This window comes from Streptomyces griseiscabiei (assembly GCF_020010925.1).
GTDB classification, from domain to species: domain Bacteria; phylum Actinomycetota; class Actinomycetes; order Streptomycetales; family Streptomycetaceae; genus Streptomyces; species Streptomyces griseiscabiei.
In genome coordinates, this window is the sequence record NZ_JAGJBZ010000002.1 from 3,663,224 (window position 1) to 3,687,943 (window position 24,720).

The following is a 24,720-nucleotide window of genomic DNA, read 5'->3' on the forward strand; positions in this document are numbered from 1 at the left end:
GTTCCTCTCAGGTTTCCATGGCGTACAGGCAGGCCAGCAGCGTGCGGGCCTGGACGTTGATGTAGTGGGCGTGCCGGACCAGCCAGGTGAGCTGCCCCGCGCTCACCCACCGGTAGCCCTCCGGCGGGGTCAGCGGGGCCTCCTCCTCGTCCGCCTCCACCACCAGGTAGCGGCTCTCGGCGTTGAGGAAGCGGCCGCCCTCCTCCGAGTGCACGGCCTCGTAGCGGATCCGGTCCGGCTTCGCGGACAGCACCGTGGACAGGAAGGGCGGTTGCCGGTCGGGCGGCAGGTGGGCGAAGTTGCCCGGCACGCACTGCACGGTGGGCCCGAGTTCGACGGTGTCGAGGAAGCCGCCCTCCACCCGCGCGTGGACCAGGTAGTGCGGCACCCCGCCGATGCGCCGGGTCAGGAACGCGGTGATCCCCAGCCCCCGTGGTTCGAACAGCGGCTGCGTCCATGAGGTGACCTCGCGGCTGCCGGCCCGTACCTTGACCGCCACCACGTCGAAGTACCGCTCGTGCTCGTGCCGGATCCGGTGCTCCTCACGGATCCAGCCGCGCACCTGGGCCAGCGGCACCAGCTCGGTGCGTACGTCGTGCCGGGAGCGCTCGCCGGTGATCCAGGACAGCACCTCGGTGTCCGCATGCAGGGCGCCCGGCGCGGAGTCCGGGAACGGCAGGCAGGACAACACGGTCCGGGCGTCCATGTTGACGACGTTGTCGCACCGCAGCAGGGCATGTATCTGACCCAGCGTCAGCCAGCGGAAGTCGTCGTGCGCCTCCACCTCGCGGTCGGTCTCGACGATGAGGTTGCGATTGGCCTTGCGGTAGAACCACGAGCCGTGCTCCGACTGGAGGGTGTCGGCGACCACCCGCTCGGGCCGGACGAAGTGCTCCAAGTACCGTACGGGCGCTCCCTGGTGGACCCGGGTGTAGTTGCTGCGGGTGGCCTGCACGGTCGGCGACAGCTGGAGCAGGTTGCGATTGCCCGGCTCCATCTTGGCCTGCATCAGGAAGTGCAGCACCCCGCCGAACTCCTTGGCGAGGATGCCCAGGATGCCCACCTCGGGCTGCTCGATCACCGGCTGCTCCCACTCGGTGGCGGGGTCACCCTCGACCCGCGCCCGCAGCCCGCGCACCGTGAAGAACCGGCCGGTGCGGTGGCCCAGATCACCCGTGTCCGGGTGGAAGGACCAGGCGTCGAGACCGGCGAACGGGATCCGCTCCACCTCGAAGCGGTGCGCCCGGTCGCGGTCGGTGAGCCAGCCGTGGACGTCCTCGATCCGCAGATGTGCGCCCGCCGTGGTGGCCGCGGACAGGGCGAGCCGGCCGGACAGCCCGGCGTCGCCTCTCGGGCGCGGTGGTACGAGCACGGGGCTCGCGGCATGCCTGGTCATGGGTGGTTGCTACCTCTCCGATCGGTGGGGCGACGGGGCCAGGGAGGCGGCGTACGCGTCCAGCACCCCGCGGTGGTAGCCGGGTCCGAAACCGAGCCCTGCCACCTCGGGCACCAGCGCGCGCAGCCGCTCGACGGAGACCGCGCAGCCCGAGCCGGTGTCCCGGAACTCCCGCCGGCAGTCCAGCCCGAGCACCCGCTCCAGGTGGTCGACGATGTCCGCGACGGGCACGGCCGCGCCGGAGGCCACGTTGACGACCGTGCCGGGCGGGTCCTGCGCGAGGAGCCGGTCCACGACCGTGACCACGTCGGCCACGGCGATCAGGTCCCGGGTGGCCCGCAGATGGATCTGGACCAGGCCCTCGCGCAGCTGGCGCACCAGGGTGGGCAGCAACTGGTGCGACGGCTGGCGAGGGCCCACGACATGGCTGAGCCGCAGGATCAGGTGCTCGGCGCCGGACGCGCGCAGCCGTTCCTCCAGAGCGAGCTTGTGCCGCGCGTAGGGCGTGCCCGGGACGACCTGGTCGTCCTCCCGGCCGGGGCCGGCGAGGCCGCCGTACATGCCGGTGGACGAGGTCGAGAAGAACAGCAGGCGCCGGCCGTCGGCCCGGCACGCCTCGATGGTGTCGTCCAGGAGCGCGGCCTCCCGGGCGAACGCCTCCGGTGCCGTCGTGCTCGCCAGGGAGACGCCGGCGGCCAGGATCACGGTGTCCGGGTGCCGTTCGGCGACCGGGGCCAGGCTGTGGGCCAGGAAGCCCCGGCCCACCACCGTGCCCGCGGTGGCCCGACGCGTACTCATGAGGTCTGCCTCGTGAGTTCCTTGGCGGCCTTCCACCAGTCCGGGTTGTCGCCGTACCAGGCGATGGTGGCGGCGAGGCCCTCGTCGAGACCGATGGCCGGCTCGAAACCCAACTCGTCGCGGATCTTGCCGGCGTCCAGCGAGTACCGCAGGTCGTGGCCCTTGCGGTCGGCGACCCGGGTGATCATCGACCGGTCCGCGCCGCACAGGGCGAGCAGTCGCTCGGTGAGTTCCAGGTTGGTCAGCTCGTCGCCGCCGCCGATGTTGTAGACCTCACCGGCCCCGCCCTCGGTGAGCACCAGGTGCAGGGCCCGGCAGTGGTCCTCCACGTGCAGCCACTCGCGGACGTTGGCGCCGTCGCCGTACAGCGGGACCGGCCTGCCCTCCAGCAGGTTGGTCGCGAACAGCGGGATGACCTTCTCCGGGTGCTGGTGGGGGCCGTAGTTGTTGGAGCAGCGGGTGACGGACACCTGCAGCCCGTGGGTGCGCCAGGCGGCACGCGCCATCAGGTCGGAGGCAGCCTTGGACGCCGCGTAGGGGGAGTTGGGCAGTAGCGGGCTCCGCTCGGTCCAGGAGCCCTCGGCGACGGAGCCGTACACCTCGTCCGTGGAGACGTGCAGCAGCCGCGGCACCCCCGTGGCGCGGCAGGCGTCGAGGAGGTTCTGGGTGCCGATCACGTTCGTACGGACGAACTCCGCGGCGGACACCAGCGAGCGGTCCACGTGCGACTCCGCGGCGAAGTGCGCCACCGCGTCATGGCCGGGCAGCACCTCCAGCAGGAGCGGCAGGTCGCAGATGTCGCCCTCGACGAAGTCCAGGCGGTCGTGGCGGGCCGGCAGGTTCGCGCGATTGCCCGCGTAGGTCAGGCTGTCGACGACCGTGACACGCACGTCCGAGGTGCCCGGGTAGGCGCCGTCCAGCAGGGCGCGGACGTAGGCCGAGCCGATGAAGCCCGCCCCGCCCGTGACGAGGATCCTCATGAGTACTCCGTTGTGGATGGGGGCGTGAAGGTCCGCGCGAGGTCGCGGCCGGCGCCGCACAGCACGTCGGCGAGCAGGTCCGCCTGCCGCAGGCTCGCCTCCTCGGACCGGTCGACGGTGTCCGTACCGGCCGGGGCGGCCGGACCGGCTGTGCCGGACGGGCCGTCGGCGGCCGCCGCGCGCACGGCCCGGGCGAACGCACGGACCGTGGCCGCCACCTGGTCGTGCGCGCCGACGCCCACCTCGCGGGTGGTCGCCCCCCGGTCGAGGCGCAGTACCGCGGGGCGGTCGGCGGGCGGGGTGAAGGCGTGGTCGACCGTGATCCGCCCCTCGCTGCCCCGGAGTTCGTAGGACGAGCGGTAGGCGTGGTCCAGGCCGAAGTCCAGGTGGGCGCCGACCCCGTCCGGGGTGCGCACCAGCGCGCTGCCCGCGATGTGCACGCCTCGCCCGTCCCGTCCCTCGGTGAGAACGGCACCGGCCACGCGCAGGCCCGCGCCCAGGAAGTGGACGGCGGCCCGCACCGGGTACACGCCCACGTCCCACAACGCCCCGCCGCCCAGCGCCGGATCGAGCCTGATGTCACCATCGGGACGGCGCGGCACCGCGAACGACGCGTGGAACGAGCGCGGTTCGCCGATCGCGCCGTCGGCCAGCAGCCGCAGTACGGCCGCGTGCTGCGGGTGATGGACGAACATCACGTTCTCGCGCAGCACCAGTCCGCGGGCCCGGGCCAGCGCGAACAGTCGGCGACTGCGGTCCGGGTCGGTGGTCAGCGGCTTCTCCGCGAGCACGTGCTTGCCCGCGAGCAGCGCGGCCTCCACCCACTCGGCGTGCAGCGCCACGGGCAGCGGCACGTACACCGCCTCGACCTCGGGCAGCGCGAGCAGCGGCAGGTAACCGGCCACCGCCCGGCAGCCGTACGGCAGGGCGGTGCGGGCCGCCTTGCCGGCGTCCCGGCTGGCGACCGCGGCGAGGACCGTGTCCCCGGCGGCCGCCAGGGCGGGCAGCATCCGGCGGCGCGCGATGTCGGCGCAGCCGAGGACGCCGATCCGGACGGGATCGAGCACGGCTACCCCGCCACCTGTACGCGGCTGTGGTCGCCGATCACCAGCCGCTGGCGGCCGCTGTCGTCGGTCACCGGGCCGACTACGGCGGAGCGCCCGATGACGGACCCGTGCAGCCGGCCGGCCCGGTGGATCTCCGCGCCGTCCAGCACGATCGAGTAGTCCAGGCGCGAGTCCCGCAGGCCGCACTCCCGGCCGACCGAGGTGTGCGGGCCGATCGTGCAGTCCTCGACCCTGGTGCCCGCCCCGATGATCACCGGGCCCTCGATCCGGGACCGCACCACCTGGGCGCCCGCCTCCACGACGACCGCGCCGCTCAGCGCGGCAGGATCGTCCACGTCGCCGTCGATCCGGCGAACCATGCCGTCCAGCAGCTTGCGGTTGCACTCCAGTACGTCGTCGATCCGGCCGGTGTCCTTCCAGTAGCCGTGGTACTGGCCGGCCCGGACCTCGGCGCCGTCCGTGACCAGCCACTGGATGGCGTCGGTGATCTCCAGCTCGCCGCGGGCGCTGGCCTCGATGGAGTCGATCGCGCGGTGGATCTCCGGGGTGAAGAAGTACACGCCGGTCAGGGCGAGTTCGCTGCGCGCGTCCGTCGGCTTCTCCACCAGCCGGCGCACGGTGCCGTCCGGGTCCATCTCCACCACGCCGAAGGCGGAGGGGTCCGCGACCTTGTGCACGATCACGTGCGCGGGGGGACGGGTGCGCGCGAACTCCTCGGCCGCCTCGGTGACCCCTTCGACCAGCATGCAGTCGCCGAGGTACATCACGAAGTCGTCGTCGCCGAGGAAGTCCCGGGCGACGGACACGCAGTGGGCGAGACCGAGCGGGGAGTCCTGCCGCAGATAGGTCAGACGGGCGCCCAGCCGGGAACCGTCACCGAGCACCGCGGTGATCTCGGACTCCCAGCCACCGACGATGACGCCGATGTCGGTGACTCCCATGGCGACGATGTTGTCCAGGACGTGTTCGAGCACCGGCTTGTTGGCGACCGGGATGAGCTGCTTGGGCATGGAGTGGCTGAACGGCCGCAGGCGGGTGCCCGCCCCGCCCGAGAGCACCAGGGCTTTCATGGGAAAATGCCTCCTCGTGCGGCCGTGGATCCGGCCGTCGCGGTCACAACTTCTCGAGCACGCCCACCAGTTCGGCCGGCGGCGGCATCGCTGAGATCTCCTGGGCGAGGGCCGTGGCCCGTGTGGTGTACGAAGGCCGCGTCAGCAGGGTTCGGCAGGACTCCGCGAGGCGTTCCCTGGTGGCCTCGGCGGGCGTCAGTGTGATCGCCGCGCCGTAGTCGGCCAGCCGCCGCGTCGGGGGGCCGAGGATGCCCCACTGGGGGAGCAGCAGCTGCGGTACCCCCGCGTGCATGGCGTTGAGGGTGGTGACACCGCCGGCGTGGCCCACCAGCAGGTCGCAGGTGCGCAGAACCACATCCAGCGGGACCCAGCCCGCGTGCACGTCGCCGAGTTCGGCGCGCAGGTCGGCGGCCACGTTCTCGGGGGCGGCGATCACCACCTCCGCGTCGAGCGCGGCCACGTCCAGGGCCAGGGTGCGCAGGAACTCGTAGGCCTGGCGCAGGTATTCGGTGCCGTCGTCGTTGGCGACCCGGCTGCCGGCCGTGACGCACACCCGGGGGCGCTGGCCGCGGGTGTACATCCACGGCTGCAGCTCCCGCTGGGTATTGGCGGGCAGACAGGCCATCGGATGGGCGGGGGCCGCGTCGGCGGGCCGCAGACTGGGCGGGCAGACGTCGATGAACAGGTCGGGGGCGGGGAGCCCCGGAAGTCCGAACAGGTCCAGTTCCGGGCGGAGTTCGTCCTCCGCGGCCGGGTCGAGCAGGGTCGCCTCGACCGCGTCCCAGGCATGCCGTACGTAGGGCACGCCGAGACGCCTGGCGAGGAGACCGGCGGCGTACATCATGGTGCCGCCGACCACCACGTCCGGCCGCCAGTCATGCGCGAGGCGGGTGAGCGCGTCCAGCGTGGCGGCGGCCATCCGGCCGAACCAGCGGCCGGTGAACGCCGGTTGCTCGGCCGGGTCGGTGGGCGGCGTCAAGGTCGTGCCGTCCCGGTCCCGGTAGATGAAGTCGCTGATCGGGGAGGACGTCATCGACACGGCCGGCAGACCGACCCCGGCGACGACCGGCACGATGTCCCCGACCGAGGCCATGATGACCTCGTGTCCGGCCCCGCGCGCGGCGGTGGCCAGCGGGGCCAGCGCGAACACGGTCGCCGCGCTGCCGCCGGCGACGAAGAGGATCTTCACAGCGCTCCCCGTACCGCGTGCCGGGGACGCCGGCCCGCCTGCCAGCTGTGGGCCGTGCGGTAACCGTGCCCGCGGCCGAACCGGCGCCAGCGGGGCGAGGGCCGCACCAGGTGGCCCCCTGCGGTGTCGTCGTCGGAGCCGGCCGCCGCACGGGCGAAAAGCACGGTGACCACGGCAGCCAGTTCCTCCGCGGTCGGGTTGCCCCGGTCCACCCGGATCAGTCCGGCGAACGCGAGGGCCGCCGGGCCGTCCCGGTCCACCGCGGTGCTCGCGCCCTCAGTGGCGGGTCCGGGGTCCGTGACCTCGTCCGCGGGTCGCGGGGGCGTCCCGGTCAGGCCCGCGGCACGCTGTCCGTCACCGGTCCCGGTGGCGCGCGCGGGCAGGACGCGGGGTACGTCGACGTCGGGTGCTGTCCCCTCCTCGGCGACGGTGTCGTAGGGATGCTGGAGCAGGCCGGTTGCCGGCACGGTGGCCCCCTTGTCGTAGGTGTGGTGGTGCGGTCGGGCTGCCGGTCAGACGCTGTACGGGTCCTCGGTGCGGCCGGTGCGCAGGGTGCGCGCCCACCACACGAGCTGGTCGAACATGGTCTTGGCGGCGGCGTCGCAGCCGGCGGGGTCGACGGGGAACTCGCCCTCGTCGCCGATCTGCTCCCAGACGTTGTGGAAGCTCACCGTGTCGCGTACACCCACGGTGTGGGTCTCGGCGAACACCTGGCGTAGCTGTTCCACGGCGCGCAGCCCGCCGGCCATGCCGCCGTAGGAGACGAAGCCCACCGGCTTGGCCTGCCACTCCGTGCGGAAGCAGTCGATCGCGGTCTTCAGAGGAGCGGGGAAGCTGTGGTTGTACTCGGGCGTGACCACCACGAAGGCGTCGGCCGCCGCGAGCCGCGGCGCCAGCGCGGTCACCTGCGGGGAGCTGCCGTCGAGGTCGTCGGGGAGAGCGGCCTCGGCCAGGTCGACGAGGTCGACGTCCAGGCCGCCGTGGCGGTCGGCCCGGTCGGCCACCCAGGCCGCCACGAGGGGCGCGATGCGCCCCGAACGGGTGCTTCCCACGATGACGGCCAGCTTCAGCGGAGCGATCTCGGACACGGGCTTCCTCTCGGGTGGTGCGGTGACAGGGTGTGGGTGGTGCGGGAACGGGTGTCGGGCCGGGCGGAGGGGGCGCATCGGGCCGAGAGGCGCGGCGGTGTCGCCGTCAGCCGTCCCGGTGCGCCGGTACGGCGGTCGGGCGCGAGCGGCGCGGCGGCAGCAGCCCCATGAGGGCGACCGCCGTGCCGGCCGCGCCGACCACGGTGACGAGCACCAGGGCGGTGTGGCGCGCGTCGTCGGCCCCGGCGCCCAGGAGCGCTGCGACCAGCGCGGTCACCAGGGCGCCCGCCAACTGCACCGAGGTCTGGTAGATGCCGCCCGCCGCGCCGCGGTCCGCGTCCGGGACAGCGGACATGGCCTGGGTGTTGAGCGCGGCGAACTGGAGCACGAAGCCCAGCCCCACGAGCAGCAGGGCGGGCAGGGTCGCGGACGGATAGGAAGGGTGGTCCCCGGCCAGCAGGTACCACAGGTAGCCGGCCGGGGGTGCCCAGGTCCCCGTCGCGATCAGCCGGGTCGTGCCGTAGCGGCCCGCCAGCCGCGCCGAGAACCCCGCCGCCACCGCCACCGCCAGCGGCAGGGCCGCCGGCAGCAACGCCGCACCGGTCCGCAGCGGCGGCCAGCCCCGCGCCTCCTGGAGATCGAGGGTCACCACGAACAGGAAGCCGAGATACGAGCCGTTGAGCGCGGCCGCACCCGACGCGGAGCGCACCAGCAGCCTGTCGGTGAACAGCCGGGTACGCGTCAGTGGCCGGGGCGCGGCCCGCTCGACGTGGGCGAAGGCGGCCCCCAGAGCCGCTGCGAGCAGCAGCCCGGTGAGGGTGAGGGGGTCCGCCCAGCCCGCTTCCGGCCCTCTGGTGAGAGTCCATGCCAGGGCCGCGAGCGCGCCGATGGAGGTGACGGCGCCCGGCAGGTCGTACCGGTCGGAGACGCCGGCCCCGGCGGACAGCGCGTCGGCGGGCGTGTGCGTCGCGGCCTTGGGCCGGCCCGCCGGCCGGGCGGGCGCGGTGGCCGGCTCGCCCGGTGCACGGCCCGGGACGAGGCGCAGCCCGAACAGGAACAGCACCAGGGCGACCGGCGCCGGGAACAGGAACGTCCAGCGCCAACTCACCTCGGTCAGCAGCCCCGACAGCAGCAGCCCGGCCGAGAAGCCGCCCGCCCCGAACAGGGAGTACACCGAGACCGCCTTGTCGCGTGCCGACCCCGCCGGGTAGGCCGCCGCAATGATGGCCAGTCCGGTGGGCGCGGTGAGCGCCGCGCACACGCCCTTGACGAACCGTCCGCCGATCAGCAGCGGCCCGCTCGTCGCCAGCCCGCCCAGCAGGGAGGCCACCGCGAACACCAGCAGCGCCGCGAGGTACACCCGGCGGCGGCCCAGCAGTTCGACCACGCGTCCCGCGAGGAGCAGGGAACCGCCGAAGCCGAGGGCGAAGCCGCTCACCACCCAGCCGAGAGCGGTCCGGGACAGACCGAGATCGGAGCCGATCGACGGCAGGGCGACGACGGCAACCGACACCTCCAGGGCATCGATGAGCATGTTCGCGGACAGCACGCACAGCAGGCCCCACCCGAAGGCGGTCCTCGCGGAGTCGGCCGTCGCGGCCCTGTCGGTGGTCATGCGCCTGGCTCCTCGCCCTTCGTCCCGTCCGTCGGCCCGGCCGACCTCGTCCGGCCGGACCGCGGGTGTACGTGTTCGCGGCTGTCCGTGTGTCAGCCGCCGAGCAGGGTGCCGCCGCTGGCGTCGATGAACCCGCCGGTGATCCAGCGGGCGTCGTCGGAGGCCAGGAAGGCGACCACGTCGGCGATGTCACGGGTCTCGCCGACCCGGTTGAAGGCGGACAGGGCCGCCATCTGCTCGACGACCTCCGGGATGTCGAAGACCGGGGTGCCGTTGTTGGTGATGCCGGGGGCCACCGAGTTGACCGTGATGCCCCGGCCGCTCAGGTGCTTGGCGAAGTGCAGGGTGAGCTGTTCCACCGCGCCCTTCGTCATCGCGTACGCCACTTCCTGCGGGTTGGCGAAGCGGGTCAGCCCGGAGGAGATGTTGATGATGCGCCCGCCGTCCTGGAGGATGCCGAGCATCCGCTGGACGATGAAGAACGGCGCCTTGGCGTTGACCGCGACCAGCCGGTCGAAGATCTCCGGAGTGACCTCCTCGGGGGCCACGCCGCCCATGACGCCCGCGTTGTTCACCAGGATGTCGAGCCCGGTCGCGCCGTGCTCCTTGAGGCCCGCCTCCAGTGCCTCGAACAGCGCGTCCACGTCACCGGGGACACCCAGTTCGGCCCTGACGGAGAACGCCTTGCCGCCCGCCTCCGCGATACCGGCGACGACCCTCCCGGCCGCGTCGGCGTCGGTGTTGTAGTGCACCGCGACCAGTGCGCCGTCCTGTGCGAGACGCTCGGCGGTCGCCCGGCCGATTCCTCGGCTCGAACCCGTGACGAGCGCGGTATTGCCGGCGAGCCTGCTCATGAAAGTCCTCCAGAGATGGGGTGTTCGTTGTGGGGCAACCCGAGCCAGCGATGCAGCGCCGCCTCGGGACTCGTTCCGTCGGACCCGGTCCAGACGACATAGCCGTCCGGCCGTACGAGCACGGCGTCCAGGTCCGACAGGAGACCGCCGTCCGTGACGGTGGCGGCCACGGTGTGCACGCGGTCGCGCCAGGGCGCGGCCACGGCGGCCGGCTCCGACGTGCGGCCGCCGTCGCCGGAGAGGTCGAGCAGCAGTCCGCGGCCGCCGCGCAGCAGCTCCGCGGTGCTCGTCGGCCTCCCGTCCGCGGTCTCCAGCGCGGACGGCGGGAGACGCCTGCCGAGCAGGGGATGGTCGCCGGGGCCGACGTCGTAACGGATGTCCAGGCCGCTGATGGTGGCTGCGAGATGCCGACGGGTGTCGTCGGAGCGGATCAGTTCGCCGAGGACCGCCCGCAGGGGGTTCACCTCCGGGCCGCGGAGCAGCAGCAGCGCCTGCGCCCGGATCCCGGAGAGCACCCGTTCGCCCACGGCGTGCCGTTCGGCGTGGTAGCTGTCCAGCAGCCCCTGCGAGCCCTTGCGGGCCACCTGCACGGCCAGCTTCCAGCCCAGGTTGGCGGCGTCCTGAAGGCCGAGGTTCAGCGCCTGGCCGCCGATCGGCATCTGGGCGTGGGCGGCGTCGCCGGCCAGCAGCACCCGTCCGTCGCGATAGCGCGCGGCCTGCCGCGAGACGTCGCCGAAGGCGTTGATCCACAGCGGGGTGCCGCCGCTGACGTCCTCGCCGGTGACCCGCTTCCAGGCGGTGGCCAGCTCGGCGAAGTCCGGGGGAGAGGTCCTCGGCACGGCGGTGCGTCCGAACTCGTGCACCATGATCCGGGTCACGCCGTCCCCGCGCCGGGCCGCGATCGCGAGCCCGGCGTCCAGCCGCTCGAAACGCCGGTTGGGCACCTCGATGCCCGCCACGTCCGCCCGGATCAGCTCCCGGGCCGCGTTGGCACCGGGGAAGTCCAGCCCGGCGAGGCGGCGGACCGTGCTGTGCTCGCCGTCGCAGCCGACCACACACAGGGCCCGTACCGTCAGCGGACCGGACGGTCCCACGGCCTCGACGTCGACATGGTCCTCGGTCACCGTCAGCGCGGTCACCTCGTGACCGCGCCGGACGTCGGCGCCGAGCCCGCCCGCCCAGGCACCGAGCAGTGCCTCGGTGCGGTCCTGCGGCACCTTCCACTGGCCGGGGTGGCTGGTGGGCAGCGTGAGGTCGAGGGGGATCCCGCCGAAGTGGCCCCGGATGTCACCCGGCGCGGTGCCCAGCGCGTCCAGCAGGCCCCGGCTGTCGAACAGCTCCATCGTCCGGGCGTGCAGGGTGGACGCCCTCGACTCCGAGGTGGGCGCGAGCAGTCGCTCCAGCACGATGACGTCCGCGCCGCCCAGGCGCAGCTCGGCGGCGAGCATGAGCCCGACCGGCCCCGCTCCGACGACGACCACCTGGGTGTCCACCCGGTTCCCGGCCCTGGTCCGCTGGTCCTCTGCCATGGTCAGCGCCGCCGCTCCGCGTGGTCCTTGGCGTGGCCCAGCGTCGCCCGGCTGTTGGTGCTCAGCGCCGAGCGCACGTACTCCCGGGCGTCGGCGACGGTGGCCTCGTCGCCGAGGATCTTCGCGATGTTGGCGGTGTTGAGCACCACCGTGTGCTGCGAGGTGGCCCGGACACCGCCGTCGTTCTCGGTGAAGGTCCAGATCCCGGTGTGCAGCGTCATCAGCGCGGGCAGGGTGACCTGCTTGTACGCGATCTTCCGGTGCGGGAAGGCCACCCGGTACGACTTGGTGGTGTGCGTCGAACCGTCCTTGGCGCGGGTGTCCATCTCCAGGACCTGCAGTCCCGGGGTGTCCTCGGAGAATCGCACGGACGCCACGTGCGGCAGCCGCTCGACCCACAGGTCGGCCTCGTCGATGAAGTCGTACGCGTCCTTCGCGGAGCCGGCGATCTGCACGGTGTCCTCGAAGGAGAACGTCAACTCCTCTGTGCCATAAGCGAGTTCGACGTTCGACTTCAGTGCGGCCAGCTCGGAGCGGGAGTTGCGGTCGACGGCCTCGTCGATCCACTTCAGCCCCTCGGGGTCGTCGTCCACCGCCCGGTAGTCGTGCAGCAGCCGCACCCGCGAGGAGGAGTCCGACAGCGGCTCGATGATCCAGGTGCCGCCCATCGCCGCGACCGGCGGCGTGGAGACCTCCTGGCGGAAGGTGATGCGCAGCGCCCGCGGATCCAGGGTGCGGCGCGAGGTCCAGTTCTTCGCCTCGCCGTTGGCGGTGGCCCAGATCCGGATGCGCTCCTGGCCCTCGCCGCGCTCCACGTGGTCGACGTAGATGGTCGGCGGGAAGATCCGCGGCCAGTTCTCCACCTCGGCGACAAGCCGGTAGACGGCGTCCGCCGGGGCGTCGATCGTGATGTCGTGCTCGACCTCGCGGAGGCCCTCCTGCGACATGTCCTTACTCCTTGCTGGTCGATGCCGGTGGTGCCGGACGCGGTACGCGTCCGGCGGGCGGGTCAGAAGTTGCCCAGGCCGCCGCAGACGTTGAGGGCCTGCGCGGTGATGGAGGCGGCGGTGTCGGTGGCCAGGTAGCCGATCAGCCCGGCGACCTCCTCCGGTGTGGAGTAGCGGCCGAGCGGGATCTTGGCCTGGAACTTCTCGAGGATGGCGTCCTCGCTGGTGTCGTAGGCCGCCGCGTAGCCCTGCCGGACCCGCTGGGCCATGGGCGTCTCGACATACCCGGGGCAGACCGCGTTGACGGTGATGCCGGTCGGCGCCAGCTCGTTGCCCAGTGCCTTGGTGAAGCCGACCACGCCGTGCTTGGACGCCGAGTAGGGGGCGCCCAGGACCACACCCTGCTTGCCGGCGGTGGAGGCGATGTTGATGATCCGGCCGCGGGCCTTCTCACGCATGCCCCCGGTGGTGAGCACCTCTCGGGTCATGAGGAAGACGCTGTTGAGGTTGGTGTCGATGACGTCGAACCACACGTCGTCGGCGAGGTCGGCGGTGACTCCGCCGCCGCTCCGACCCGCATTGTTGACCAGCACGTCCACCGGCCCGAACGTGTCCACGACCGCCCGCACCAGCGCCTGGATCTCGTCCCGCGAACGGACGTCGCAGGCGGCGCCGCTCGCGTTGATGCCCTCCTCGCGCAACTGCTTGACCGTCGAGTCGACCTTCTGGGCGTCCCGGGCACAGATGAACACCCGGTGTCCGGACCCGCCCAGGGCCCGCGCGGCGGCCAGCCCGATTCCGCTGGTGGCCCCGGAGATCAGGGCCACCCGCTCGCCTTGCTGTGACATGTGCTCCCCTTTGTGGATCGGTGGCGCGGCCCGGCGAGGCGAGACCGCGGTGGTGGCTGCGTCGGTCAGGTCGTGCTGGGCACCACGAGCTGCTCGTTGACAAGCCGGAGGAGGGTACGCGGGGTGTCGGTGATGCCCAGCGCGTCGTCGTCGAGGCTGATCCCGAACTCGCGCTCGATGCTCCCGCAGGTCTCCAGCAGCGCCAGCGACTCGTAACCGAGGCTGTCGAAGGCGATGTCGAGGATGTCGGCCCCGGAGTCGACCCCCTCGGGGACACCGGCGGACGTGTGCAGGATCCGCTTGAGATCGTCGATGGTGAACTCGTGCTTGCTCATCGTGTGGGTCACTCCCTGTCGTGTGGGGCGTCCGTCGCGGGCGCTGTGGCCCGGCTCAGCCGGCCCGTCGTACGACGACGGCCGAGTTGAATCCGCCGTGTCCGCGGGCCACGACCAGAGCGGTGTGGACGTCCGCGGAGCGGGGCCGGTCGGTCACCAGGTCGAGTTCGTACGCCTCGTCCGGCGACACGTTGACCGTCGGTGGGATGGTGCGGTCGCGGATGGACAGCAGGGCCGCCACGACGTCCAGCGGCGCGGCACCCGAGTGCAGTCGGCCGGTCATCGTCTTGGGCGCGGTCACCGGCACTCCGCCGGGGCCGAACACCGCCTTGAGGGCGTCCGCCTCGATACGGTCCAGCTCGGGGACGGCCGCCGCGTCCGTGAAGACGACGTCGATGTCGCCCGGCGCCGATCGGGCGTCGTCCAGGGCCAGTTCGATCGCTCGGCGCAGACCGGGCGGTCGCCCGGTGGAGGGTGCGGGATCGAAGGTGGCCGCGTACCCGGCGAGTTCGCCGTACACCCGCGCCCCGCGCCGACTGGCCGCCTCGGCGTCCTCCAGGACGACGATCGCGCCGCCCTCGCCCGGTACGTGCCCGGCCGCCGCGGTGTCGAAGGGCAGATAGGCCCGGTCCGGGTCGTCCGAGGGGCTCAGCCTGCCGCCCGCAAGCTGGGCGACCCAGCCCCACGAGCAGATCGAGGCGTCCACCCCGCCGGAGACGATGACACGGGAACCCTTGCGGATCTGCCGCCGTGCCTGGGCGAGGGCGTCGAGGCCGCCCGCCTGGTCGCTGACGACGACCCCGCTCGGCCCGCGCATCCCGTGCCGGATGGAGATCTGGCCGGTGTTGACCGCGTAGAACCAGGCGAAGGACTGGTACGCGCTGACGTGCGCGCCGCCCTTGCTCCACAGGTTGCGCAGCTCGCGCTCGCCGAACTCGAACCCGCCGGACGAACTCGCGGTGATGACACCCGCGTCGAACTCCGGCAGCTCGTCCGGCTTGATGCCCGCGTCCTCCAGTGCCCAGTCCGCGGCCAGCAGCGCCAGCCGCGTCATGTGGTCGGTCTGGGCGATCAGCCGGCTCGGCAGATGCTCCTCCGCCACGAACCCGGGTACTTCGCCCGCCAGCCGGGACGGGTAGCTGTCCGGGGTGAAACGGGTGACGGGCCCGATACCGCTGCGCCCCTCGCAGGTCGCCGTCCAGTAGTCCTCGACGCCCAGCCCGTTGGGGGCCGTGACGCCCACTCCGGTGACCACCGCTGCGTGTGTCACGCCATGCTCCTTTCCACCTGTGCGGTCGGCTGTCAGCCGCGGTCGGCCGTGGTCAGAACCATGGCGCTCTGGAATCCGCCGAATCCGCTGCCGACGGTCAGGACGGTGTCGGTGCGCCACTCGCGGGCGGTCAGCGGCACGTAGTCCAGGTCGCACTCCGGGTCCGGGGTGTGCAGGTTGGCGGTCGGCGGCACCAGGTCGTTCTCGATGGCGAGAGCCGACGCCGCGATCTCGATGGAGCCGATCGCGCCCAGCGAGTGGCCGACCATGGACTTGATGGAGCTGACCGGCACGCGCCGGGCATGCTCGCCGAGACTCTGCTTGAACGCGGCGGTCTCGTGCCGGTCGTTCTGCTTGGTGCCGGAGCCGTGCGCGTTGATGTAGTGGATGTCCTCGGGGTTGAGCCGGGACTCGTGCAGGGCCATCCGGATCGCCTCGGCCATCTCGCGGCCGTCCGGCCGGAGCCCGGTCATGTGGAAGGCGTTGCACCGTGAGGCGTACCCGGCGATCTCGGCGTACACATGGGCGCCGCGCTTGAGGGCGGCCTCCCGCTCCTCCAGCACGAAGACGGCGGAGCCCTCACCGAGGACGAATCCGTTACGGGTCCCGTCGAAGGGCCGGGACGCGTGCTCGGGGTCGTCGTTGCGCGACGTGGTCGCCTTGATGGCGTCGAAGCACGCCACGGTGATGGGCGAGATCGGGGCGTCGGTTGCTCCCGCGATCATCACGTCGACCGAGCCCTCCCGGATCAGGTCGACCGCGTGGCCGACCGCGTCGAGACCGGAGGTGCAGCCCGTGGAGACCACCGTGGAGGGCCCCTCGGCGCCCACCGCCCACGCCACCTCGGCGGCGAACGAGCTAGGCACGAAGTGGTCGTAGAGGTGGGGGACGGCGTAGTTGTGGTCGACCGGGTCCAGCCGGCCGCCGTCGCTGACCACCTTGTATTCCTGGTCGAGGCTCATGGTGGCGCCGACCGCGCTGCCGATGGTGACACCCGTGCGGCACGGGTCGAGATCGGTGATCTCCAGCCCGCTGTCGGCCAGTGCCTCGCGGGTGGCGACGGTGACGAACTGGGCAGCCCGGTCCATCCGTCTGATCTCCTGCGGAGTCAGACCGTGTGCCTCGGGCGAGAAGTCGATCTCGGCGGCTACCCGTGAGCGGAACTGCGACGGGTCGAAGAAGGTGATGCCGCGGGTCGCGGTGCGGCCCTCGCTCAACAGGCTCCAGAAGTCCTTGACGCCGACTCCTCCGGGAGCCAGGACCCCTATTCCGGTGATGACTATGCGACGGCCCACGGGACGTGATCTCCGTTTCCCACCTCGTCGGGTGCTCGGTTCGCCGGTTCGGACGGCGCGGCTGTTGCTGCGGGCGCGCTCATGTGGCCGAGTCCCAGTGGTAGAAGCGGGTGGCCATCGCGTCGGCCGGTGATCGCCAGGTCGCCGGGTCGTAGGCGTTGATGAACGGCTTCAGGTCCTCGCTGATCCCCACGAAGGCGGGGTGGTGCCTGGCCTCCTGGATGGCGGCGCCGCCGTCGTCGGTGTCGAAGTCCTGGAGGTGGAGGTACAGGCCGCGGTAGGAGAAGAGCTGCCGCCGCCGGGTGCCCATCAGGTGCGGCATCTCGGTGGTGTCGAACTCGCCGAACAACCGGGCCACGTCGCCGCTGGAACCGGGTTCCATCCGGGCGACGATCAGGGTGCTGTGCATGAGGTGCGTCTCCTTTGCCTGCGCTTCGGCCGGGGCGTGGTGGCCCGCCGTGGATTCCTCGAGTGGTGTCTCAGGCAGGGCCGAACCAGCGCTCCAGGACGGGCGCGAGGTCCTCCGGGCGGGTCGCCGTCCACGCCACGTGGCCATCCGGGCGGACCAGTACGGCGGTCGTGCCGGCCAGCGGGCCGGGCTCGTGCGGGGCGGCCGTGACGACGTCCACCCGGTCCGCCCAGGGCGCCGCCGCCTCACGTAGCGGAGCGTCGTCCGCCAGGTCCAGCAGTACGCCCCGCGCGGGGTGCAGCAGCTGCGTGGTGCTGGTCTTGGCTTCGCCGCCGACCAGTTCCACGTGCGGCAGCCGGCGACCGAGCAGCGGGTGGTCGCCCGGACCGACGTCGTAGCGGATCTCCAGACCGCTCACCATGCGGGCCAGGTGCACGGTCACGTCCGGATGGGCGGTCAGCTCGCGCAGCACGTCACGCAGCGGCTGCATCTCCGAGCCGCTCAGGAACAGCAGTCCCTGGGCCCGGGTGTTCATCATCAGGCGCTCGCCGACGGGGTGGCGCTCCGAGTGGTAGGTGTCGAGCAGCGACTGCGGTGCGGTACCGCGCACCACCGCGGCGAGCTTCCAGCCGAGGTTCACCGAGTCCTGGAGGCTGGTGTTCATCCCCTGGCCGCCGGCCGGCAGATGGATGTGGGCGGAGTCACCGGCCAGCAGCACCCGGCCCCTGCGGTACTCGGTGACCTGCCGGGTGGCGTCCCCGAAGGAGCTGATCCAGACCGGCTCGCCGTGGGAGATGTCCTCGCCGGTCAGCCGCTGCCAGGCCGCCGCCACATCCGTGTAGGGGACGGGCTCGGTGCGCTTCTTCGGCGGGGTGCCGTTCTCGCACACGATCAGACGGGTGATGCCGTCGTCGAGGTGACCGACCATCACCATGCCGCCGGGCAGCGTCTCGCCGATCATGCGCTGCCGCAGGTCGAGACCGCGCACGTCGGCCAGGTACATCTCCAGGGTGGCGGCCGTGCCGGGGAAGTCGAAGCCGGCCATCCTGCGTACGGTGCTGCGCCCGCCGTCGCAGCCGACCAGGTAGGCGGCGCTCAGCGACAGCGCCCCCTCGGGACCGCGGACCTCGACCTCGACGTGGTCCGTGTGCTCGGTGAACGAGACCAGCTCGTGTCCGCGCCTGAGGTCGGCGCCCAGTTCGACGGCCCATTCCTCCAGTACGCCTTCGGTGCGCGACTGGGGGATCGTCTTGTTGGGAAGGTGCGCGCCGTCGAGAACGGACAGGTCCAGCGGTACGCCGCCGAAGTGGCCCTGTGCGCTGGTCTCCAGTTCGCCGAAGCGGGGCAGCAGCCCCCGCTGGTCGAACACCTCCATGGCGCGTGTGGTGAAGCCCAGTCCGCGGGACTCGCCGGTGGACTCCGGAAGCCGTTCGAGCACCGTCACCCGGATGCCCGCCAGGCGTAGCTCACCCGCCAGCATGAGCCCTGCCGGACCGGCTCCTACAACTATCACCTCGGTGTCCATGAACCCCTCCTCGCCCGAACTGCTCGGTGCTGCTTTTGGCATCGTGAAACCGTGGATCGCCTAATCGTTGAAACTCGGGAGACACCGGTCCGGACACACCGAATCCACAGGCGAACCTGCGTCGGTAAAGCGGGTGGGGAATTCCGGTCCGTTTCAGGGATCGCTGCGATGAGTGGTCCGTCGCAATACGGCGATCGGTTGTCTTTCCGTGGCCGTCGGCGAAAGTCCGCCAGGCGCTGTCCTTAGCTTCGTTGTTCGATGGAGGAAGGGTCAAGGACCTTCCTCTAAGCCAGGATGAAGTTTTCGCTAGGCATTGCCAGGTGATCGTTTAGTGCCATATGTACGCTCTATCGCTGAGTGTGAACTTAGTGACCTGATTGTCGGGCTGTGGCCGCCGGGCGTCGAGGCGCCCGGGATCGCAGGGCCCCGGCGTCTGCCCGGTTCGTCCGATGCGGTCATGTGACGCTGTGGAGGGTGAGAGCGCGTGGACGTTCGGTGTGTTCTCGGCGTCCGGCGGCGAGTACGGCAGGTGTGCTACGGCCCGAGCTCGTCTGCTCGGCGGGCGGGGAACGCGGCGGTTCGGTGCGGGTGGCGGCCCGGTGGCCCCGGGGCTGTTCGCGCTCGGTCGTGCCGTCGGGCATGAGCGGTTCCGGCAGGCGGGAGGGCGCGGACGGCGACTCCGCCGCCGCGGTGAGGGAGTCTTGGCCCGCCGGCGTCATCGCGCCGCGCAGACCACCGGGGCCGGCGGCGAGGAGAGCCGGTGGCGCACCCCGCTCACCTCGCGCGGAGTAGGTGACCGACTCGAACCGGCCGACCGGACCCCGGACTCGGTCCCGTACGGCGTGCGAGCCGAGGGCTTCCCGGCCGGGCACCGGAGTTGCCGGAGTGACGGCGGAGGATGACGGGGAACGAACACGGCCGGGGAGAGCCGGGCACTCGCCGGGCCTGGCCGGGATTCTATGTGTATATATGGCCGACATCTTTCCGCGCGCCGTTGCTGATTTCGGCTCCCCGCCCGGTGTAATTGCCAGGTGAATAGGGGTCCAGGGCGTCGGTTGCGCGGTGCCGGAGTGATGGGTATTACGTGTCGCATCCGCCCCGTTGTCGACCAGGACATTTCCGGCAGGTGACGGTTGGGTGAGGGGAGCACGCATGGCGGTTGTACTTTTCGGCAAAGCGCGACCGATGAATGTTACGCCGTTGTTAATTTTTTGGGTGGATCTGCTGTGCTGGGTTAGGGTCGGCCGAGGTTGCTGGAATTCGCATGGAGCTTTGGGGGGAGCATGATGAATCGCAGGGTGCGGCGGCGATGCCGCAATCTCTTACGTGACCTTGAAGTCGGGTATCCGCTCGATGTGCACGACTTATGTGCCCGACTGGGCGCCCGCCGGAATCGAGAAATTCGGTTGATCCCGTACCCTCTGGAGTCGCCCGGGCCGTTGGGTGTCTGCGTCGCGACCGAGACGGCCGACGTGATTTTCTATCAGCAGGACACCACCCGTCCGCACCAGGACCACATCATTCTCCACGAGGTGGGCCACATTCTGGTCGGGCATCTCTCGGTCCCCGCGGCCGAACCTCTCGGTGACGGACCGGGGGCCGACGGAGAGCACGTGCGCATGCGAACGGTCTACGACTCCGAGGAGGAGTTGGAGGCCGAACTGATCGCCACGATCATCCTGGAACGGTCCGCCATGCGCGGTGCCTGCCGGGGCATGGACAGCACCGCCGGGGCCGAGGACCCCGTACTCGAACGCATGGGACAGGCACTCATGAGCCGGACCTCCTGGCTGTGACCTGTGTGACGGCTTCCGGGGGACGGCTCTCCCGGCGGTCGGATCACCGGACGTGACCACACTCTCGGTACGGGGTGAGCAGTGCACATCAAGATCTTCATCTGCACCTACATCGACGTCATGGTCTGTCTCTGCGCGGCGATCCGGGTGGTCCATGTCCGGCGGTCGCCGGCCGACCTGCCCCTCAAGGCCATCACCAGGTGCACCGTCTGCATCGCGCTCGCGCTGGTGCTCTTCCATCCCTACGTCTACGCCTGGTTGTTGACCGCGACCAGAGGCGTCAACGTGCTCGTGACAAGTGTGGTCTGCATGACCGCGGCCTTCTGGCTGTTGAGGTTCTTCCACCTCTCGGCCGCGGGACCCGAGGGGGACCGCTCCCAGCTGGCCTCGGTCCTGTGCCTGCTGCTGTTCGCGTCGGCGGCCACCGCGGTGTGGGCGGCCTCGCCGGGGGCGCTGCGCGCCTCGCCCTCCGAGTGGCTGAACCGCGACGACGGCAGCGCGGCCGGGTTCGTCCTGGTCGTGTCCGGCTACATCGGCGGTGTCGCCGCCATGGCGATGCGCTGGTCCCTGGTGTACTCCGTCGTCACGATCCGCAGGAACCTTCGCATGGCGCTGCGCATCCTCTCGGTCGCGCTGGTGGCCGAGTTGTGCGCCAGTGTCTTCAAAGTCCTGTCCTTGGCCGCCCAGTTCGCGTTCACCGTGGACTCGGAGGTACTGAACGGCATCTGGTACGTGACCACCCTGTTCGGCGTGTGGACGCTGGTCGCCGGCGTGACCCACCCCGTCACGGTCGAGGTCGTCGCCCGTATCGCGTCCGCGTTCGTGCGACGTACCAGGTTCCGTGAACTCGGCCCGCTCTGGCGTGCGTTGCACGACACCTTCCCCGAACTGGCCCTGCCCCAGGTCTCCGAGTGGTGGTGGACCCGCGGCTCCTATGTCTGGCCCTGGCGGGCACGCGCCTACTACCGGCGGGTGATCGAGATACGGGACGGCCTGGTGCGCCTCACGCCGTACTGCGCCCTCGGTGACGAACGCGCGGCGCGGGCCGCCGGGGAGGCGAAGGGCCTGACGGGCCGCGACCTCGAACTGTATGCCGGGGCCGCGGTGGTGGCCGCGGCACTGGCGCGCAGAGCCAGGGGCGCCCCGGTCGACGAACCCTGTGCGGTCCCGGACGGCGGCGGCCACGACCTGGACTCGGACGCGCGCTGGCTGGTGAGTCTGTCCAGGGCGTTGACAACGATCGAGGCTTCCGGCAGTGTGCCCGCGGACCAAGCGGGCTCGTACACCGAGACGGCCGGGTCCGTACGGGACTGACACCGCGCGCCGGACGATGCAGCGGCCGGCCGGGGACGCCCGCTGCGGCGTGTCCGGCCGGCCGTCGGCATCAGCCGCCGCGTGCCGTCGGCCGTGCCGCACGCTCGGGCGCTGCTCCACGGCAGCCCCACTCTTCGCTCGCGTTACCGTGCCGTGACCCCGTACGCCGTACGCTGCAGGGGTCCGGCACCGTCCGTACCGGAGCGGGCCGACGCCGTGCAACACGGTGTCTGTCTCCGCTAAAGTCTGAGGGCACATCACTTCGACCACGCACGGAAGGGAGCGTCCTGTGCCGGGTGGCGAGAGCGGGGCCGCGAACCGGCATCAGCCCGCCGGTGACTTCACCCAGTGCCTGAACGATCTCTTTGCGTCCGTGACGTACCAGAGTGACAAAGGCCGCACGCAGTCGTACTCCACGCCGTACGTGGCCCGGAAGATCACCGAGGACCCCTCCCACGACACGACGGTCTCCCGCGTCTATCTGGCGGGGCTGCGCTCCGGGCGCAACACCAATCCGACCATCGCGGTGGTCAAGGCCCTCGCCAAGTTCTTCGACGAGCGCCGTACGCCGGACATGCCGCCCATCACGGCGGCCTACCTGCTCGGTGTCGAGGAGGTCGAGGAGGTCGAGGAACTGGAGCGCAAGCTCACCGACCGCCAGGTGCGCACCATCGCGATGCGGGCGGGTGAGATGACCCCCGCGATGCGCCGTCAGCTCCTGCGGATGCTCGACGCGCTCGACGAGCAGGCCCTCCCCGCCGCGACGGACCGGGACTGACGCCGACCGCACCCCACGCATGGCGTGACGCACGGTTGTTGCGAGCGAAACCATTGCGAACCTGCCCCAGGGTAGGGCTTGTTGCGCTGTCCCAAGGGTAACTGCCGTACCTCTCCCGTCAGTGCCCCCTGCTTACGGCCAACCCCCCGTGTTTTCCGGTCTGTTGCCGGGCGTAGGGGGGCCGTGTGTGGCCGTCGCGATCCCGCGTAAAGTATAGTTTACGAGCAGGCCGGGCGATGAATGCCGTGCGCCTTCATGAACCGCAGCCTCACACACCGCTACCACTGGAGCCGTCCTGTCCTGACGGGGCGGCGGATTGGGTATGGGTCACTGAGCACCATGAGTGGAATCCTCGCAGGCAAGCGCATCCTGGTCACCGGCGTCCTGACCGACTTCTCCATCGCCTTCCATGTGGCACGCCTCGCCCAGGAGGAGGGCGCCGAGGTCGTCCTGACCGGCTTCGGTCACCTCCCGGTCGTCCAGCGGGCGGCCCGTCGGCTGCCGAAGCCGGCCCCCGTCATCGAGCTGGACGTCCAGAACCAGCGGCACCTGGACGAGCTCCCCGCCCGCGTCGCCGAGCACCTCGGTGAAGGAGTCGGCCTCGACGGGCTCGTGCACTCCATCGGCTTCGCCCCCCAGGACGCCCTCGGCGGCAACTTCCTCAACGCGCCCTGGTCGTCGGTCGCCACGGCCGTCGAAATCTCGGCGTTCTCCCTGAAATCCCTCACCACGGCCGTGCTGCCCCTCATGGAGCGGCGCGGCGGATCCGTGGTCGGAATGAGCCTCGACTCGCAGGTCACCTGGCCGATGTACGACTGGATGGGCGTGGCCAAGGCCGCCCTCGAATCGGCGTCGCGCTACCTCGCCCGTGATCTGGCCGACAGGAACATCCGCGTCAACCTGGTCTCCGCCGGCCCCGTCAAGACGGTCGCCGCCCGCTCCATCCCCGGCTTCGCCCATCTCGTCAAGGTGTGGGACGACCGCTCCCCGATGGAGTGGGACATCAACGACCCCGAGCCCGCGGCCCGCGGCGTGGTCGGCCTGTTGTCCGACTGGTTCCCGAAGACCACCGGCGAGGTCCTCCACGTCGACGGGGGACTGCACGCCATCGGCGGATAGCGCCGCCGAGGCGCGCCGGCCGGACCACGGTCACCGCCCACCCACTCCACTCCTGAAGGAGCGTCATGCAAGAGGGACCGGCAGCCCGTCGCGACACCGCGTCGTGGGCGCTGATCATCGCCAGTGCCGCGGGCTTCATGGCCGCACTCGACAACCTTGTCGTCACCACCGCCCTGCCCTCGATCCGTGCGGACCTGGGCGGCGGACTCGGCGATCTGGAGTGGACGGTGAGTGCCTACACACTCACCTTCGCCGTGCTCCTGATGCTGGGCGCCGCCCTCGGCGACCGGTTCGGGCGCCGGCGGCTCTTCGCCGTCGGCCTCGGGATCTTCACCGTCGCCTCCGCCGGTGCGGCGCTGGCACCCGGGATGGAGGCACTCATCGCGGCGCGGGCCGTGCAGGGGCTCGGCGCGGCGATCATGATGCCGCTGACACTCACCCTGCTGTCCGCCGCCGTCCCGCCGGAGCGGCGGGGATTCGCCTTCGGTGTGTGGGGCGCGGTCAACGGCCTCGCCGTGGCGGCCGGCCCGCTGATCGGCGGCACCCTCACCGAGCACATCTCCTGGCAGTGGATCTTCTGGATCAACGTCCCGCTGGGAGCCGTACTCCTCCCGCTGGCCCTGCTGCGGCTGAACGAGAGCCGCGGACCCTACCCACGGCTCGACCTGGTCGGCACCGCCCTCGCCAGCGTCGGCATGTTCGGCATCGTCTACGCCCTCATCCGCGGCAACAGCGACGGCTGGTCCAGCTCCGCCGTCCTGGCCGGACTGATCGGCGGCGCGGCCCTGATCGTCGTGTTCATCGCCTACGAGAGGCGGGCGGCGACCCCGATGCTGCCGATGCGCCTCTTCCGCAGCCGCGCCTTCAGCGCCGTGAACGCCGCGAGCCTGTTCATGTTCGTCGGCATGTTCGGGTCCATCTTCCTGCTCAGCCAGTTCCTCCAGGACGTCGGCGGCTACTCACCCATGGAGGCCGGGGTGCGGATGCTGCCGTGGACCGCCATGCCGATGATCGCCGCGCCCATCGCGGGCGCTCTCTCCGACCGCTTCGGCGGACAGCCCGTAGTGGTCACGGGCCTGGTGTGCCAGGCCACCGGAGTCGGGCTCCTCGCCCTGGCGGTCTCCACCGACGTGTCGTATCCGCAACTCGTACCGTCCCTCGTGATCAGTGGCATCGGCATGGGCTTCTTCTTCGCCCCGACGGCCAACCTCGTCATGAGCAGCGTCCGCCCTGAGGAACAGGGCATCGCCTCCGGTGCCAACAACGCGCTGCGCGAGGTCGGCGGCGCACTGGGCGTCGCGACCATGTCGGCCGTCTTCTCCGCCCAGGGCGGCTACCTGTCGGCCCGGCAGTTCGTCGACGGACTCACCCCCGCGCTGTGGGTCGGCACCGGGTCCGTCCTGCTCGCCGCCGTCGCCGCCGCGCTGGTACCCCGTCAGACGGGACGGATCCGCGACAAGGGCGTCGAGCGCCCGGACCCCGTCACGGCCTGACAAGC

General features: G+C 71.5%; 22 protein-coding genes and 1 pseudogene. 5 read left to right on the forward strand and 18 right to left on the reverse strand.

The window, feature by feature from the left end:
- Nucleotides 1-7: 7 nt before the first annotated feature.
- From J8M51_RS32985 to J8M51_RS33075, 18 genes and pseudogenes are all read right to left on the reverse strand, one after another.
- Entirely contained in the window at nt 8-1,396 is a 1,389-nt protein-coding gene (locus J8M51_RS32985) for an NDP-hexose 2,3-dehydratase family protein (RefSeq protein WP_086757170.1), read from the reverse strand.
- A gap of 9 nt (nt 1,397-1,405) precedes the next feature.
- The gene (locus J8M51_RS32990; RefSeq protein WP_086757168.1) at nt 1,406-2,194 is read right to left on the reverse strand and encodes an NAD-dependent epimerase/dehydratase family protein; all 789 of its coding nucleotides are present in this window, start codon (nt 2,192-2,194) and stop codon (nt 1,406-1,408) included.
- Nucleotides 2,191-3,174: a dTDP-glucose 4,6-dehydratase gene (gene rfbB, locus J8M51_RS32995; protein WP_267299660.1), complete on the reverse strand. Its 984-nt coding sequence runs from the start codon at nt 3,172-3,174 to the stop codon at nt 2,191-2,193. Before rfbB ends, J8M51_RS32990 begins: the two co-directional genes overlap by 4 nt.
- Nucleotides 3,171-4,241, reverse strand: a complete 1,071-nt coding sequence (locus J8M51_RS33000) for a Gfo/Idh/MocA family protein (RefSeq protein WP_267299661.1) — start codon at nt 4,239-4,241, stop codon at nt 3,171-3,173. The genes rfbB and J8M51_RS33000 overlap by 4 nt, the downstream gene beginning before the upstream one ends.
- A 2-nt stretch (nt 4,242-4,243) precedes the next feature.
- Nucleotides 4,244-5,311, reverse strand: a complete 1,068-nt coding sequence (locus J8M51_RS33005) for a glucose-1-phosphate thymidylyltransferase (protein WP_086757164.1) — start codon at nt 5,309-5,311, stop codon at nt 4,244-4,246.
- 43 nt (nt 5,312-5,354) lie between these two features.
- Nucleotides 5,355-6,500, reverse strand: a complete 1,146-nt coding sequence (locus J8M51_RS33010; protein WP_086757162.1) for a glycosyltransferase — start codon at nt 6,498-6,500, stop codon at nt 5,355-5,357.
- Entirely contained in the window at nt 6,497-6,967 is a 471-nt protein-coding gene (locus J8M51_RS33015) for an acyl-CoA carboxylase subunit epsilon (protein ID WP_256965075.1), read from the reverse strand. Before J8M51_RS33015 ends, J8M51_RS33010 begins: the two co-directional genes overlap by 4 nt.
- A 45-nt stretch (nt 6,968-7,012) precedes the next feature.
- Nucleotides 7,013-7,588 (reverse strand): NADPH-dependent FMN reductase, encoded by a 576-nt coding sequence (locus J8M51_RS33020; RefSeq protein WP_256965073.1) that lies wholly within the window; start codon nt 7,586-7,588, stop codon nt 7,013-7,015.
- A 106-nt stretch (nt 7,589-7,694) separates the two neighbouring features.
- Nucleotides 7,695-9,203, reverse strand: coding sequence for an MFS transporter (locus J8M51_RS33025; protein ID WP_086757158.1), 1,509 nt, complete (start codon nt 9,201-9,203; stop codon nt 7,695-7,697).
- Between the two features lie 92 nt (nt 9,204-9,295).
- A pseudogene (locus J8M51_RS33035) lies at nt 9,296-11,586 on the reverse strand (SDR family oxidoreductase).
- Nucleotides 11,587-11,588: 2 nt separating this feature from the next.
- Complete coding sequence (locus J8M51_RS33040; RefSeq protein WP_086757151.1) at nt 11,589-12,533, reverse strand: aromatase/cyclase; 945 nt, start codon at nt 12,531-12,533, stop codon at nt 11,589-11,591.
- 62 nt (nt 12,534-12,595) lie between these two features.
- The gene (gene fabG, locus J8M51_RS33045; RefSeq protein WP_086757149.1) at nt 12,596-13,381 is read right to left on the reverse strand and encodes a 3-oxoacyl-ACP reductase FabG; all 786 of its coding nucleotides are present in this window, start codon (nt 13,379-13,381) and stop codon (nt 12,596-12,598) included.
- A 65-nt stretch (nt 13,382-13,446) separates the two neighbouring features.
- Nucleotides 13,447-13,716 carry an acyl carrier protein gene (locus J8M51_RS33050; protein WP_086757193.1) on the reverse strand — a complete coding sequence of 90 codons (270 nt, stop codon included), beginning with the start codon at nt 13,714-13,716 and terminating at the stop codon, nt 13,447-13,449.
- Between the two features lie 55 nt (nt 13,717-13,771).
- Nucleotides 13,772-14,986 carry a ketosynthase chain-length factor gene (locus tag J8M51_RS33055; protein ID WP_086757147.1) on the reverse strand — a complete coding sequence of 405 codons (1,215 nt, stop codon included), beginning with the start codon at nt 14,984-14,986 and terminating at the stop codon, nt 13,772-13,774.
- Between the two features lie 32 nt (nt 14,987-15,018).
- Nucleotides 15,019-16,281: a beta-ketoacyl-[acyl-carrier-protein] synthase family protein gene (locus tag J8M51_RS33060; RefSeq protein ID WP_086757145.1), complete on the reverse strand. Its 1,263-nt coding sequence runs from the start codon at nt 16,279-16,281 to the stop codon at nt 15,019-15,021.
- A gap of 79 nt (nt 16,282-16,360) precedes the next feature.
- A complete protein-coding gene (locus J8M51_RS33065) occupies nt 16,361-16,690 on the reverse strand; it encodes a TcmI family type II polyketide cyclase (RefSeq protein ID WP_086757143.1) in 330 nt (109 codons plus the stop codon).
- Nucleotides 16,691-16,760: 70 nt separating this feature from the next.
- Nucleotides 16,761-18,215 carry an FAD-dependent monooxygenase gene (locus tag J8M51_RS33070; protein ID WP_086757141.1) on the reverse strand — a complete coding sequence of 485 codons (1,455 nt, stop codon included), beginning with the start codon at nt 18,213-18,215 and terminating at the stop codon, nt 16,761-16,763.
- Between the two features lie 455 nt (nt 18,216-18,670).
- Complete coding sequence (locus J8M51_RS33075) at nt 18,671-19,087, reverse strand: hypothetical protein (RefSeq protein ID WP_179203171.1); 417 nt, start codon at nt 19,085-19,087, stop codon at nt 18,671-18,673.
- A gap of 534 nt (nt 19,088-19,621) precedes the next feature.
- Here J8M51_RS33075 and J8M51_RS33080 point away from each other — a divergent pair.
- The 5 genes from J8M51_RS33080 to J8M51_RS33100 all read left to right on the forward strand — a co-directional run bounded on the left by J8M51_RS33080 (nt 19,622) and on the right by J8M51_RS33100 (nt 24,715).
- Nucleotides 19,622-20,011, forward strand: a complete 390-nt coding sequence (locus tag J8M51_RS33080) for a hypothetical protein (RefSeq protein ID WP_143673233.1) — start codon at nt 19,622-19,624, stop codon at nt 20,009-20,011.
- An 81-nt stretch (nt 20,012-20,092) separates the two neighbouring features.
- Entirely contained in the window at nt 20,093-21,325 is a 1,233-nt protein-coding gene (locus tag J8M51_RS33085) for an MAB_1171c family putative transporter (RefSeq protein ID WP_086757137.1), read from the forward strand.
- Between the two features lie 373 nt (nt 21,326-21,698).
- Nucleotides 21,699-22,103, forward strand: coding sequence for a hypothetical protein (locus J8M51_RS33090; protein ID WP_216586292.1), 405 nt, complete (start codon nt 21,699-21,701; stop codon nt 22,101-22,103).
- A gap of 339 nt (nt 22,104-22,442) precedes the next feature.
- Nucleotides 22,443-23,222 (forward strand): enoyl-ACP reductase FabI, encoded by a 780-nt coding sequence (gene fabI, locus J8M51_RS33095; protein WP_086757135.1) that lies wholly within the window; start codon nt 22,443-22,445, stop codon nt 23,220-23,222.
- A gap of 65 nt (nt 23,223-23,287) precedes the next feature.
- Complete coding sequence (locus J8M51_RS33100) at nt 23,288-24,715, forward strand: DHA2 family efflux MFS transporter permease subunit (RefSeq protein ID WP_086757133.1); 1,428 nt, start codon at nt 23,288-23,290, stop codon at nt 24,713-24,715.
- Nucleotides 24,716-24,720 lie beyond the last annotated feature (5 nt).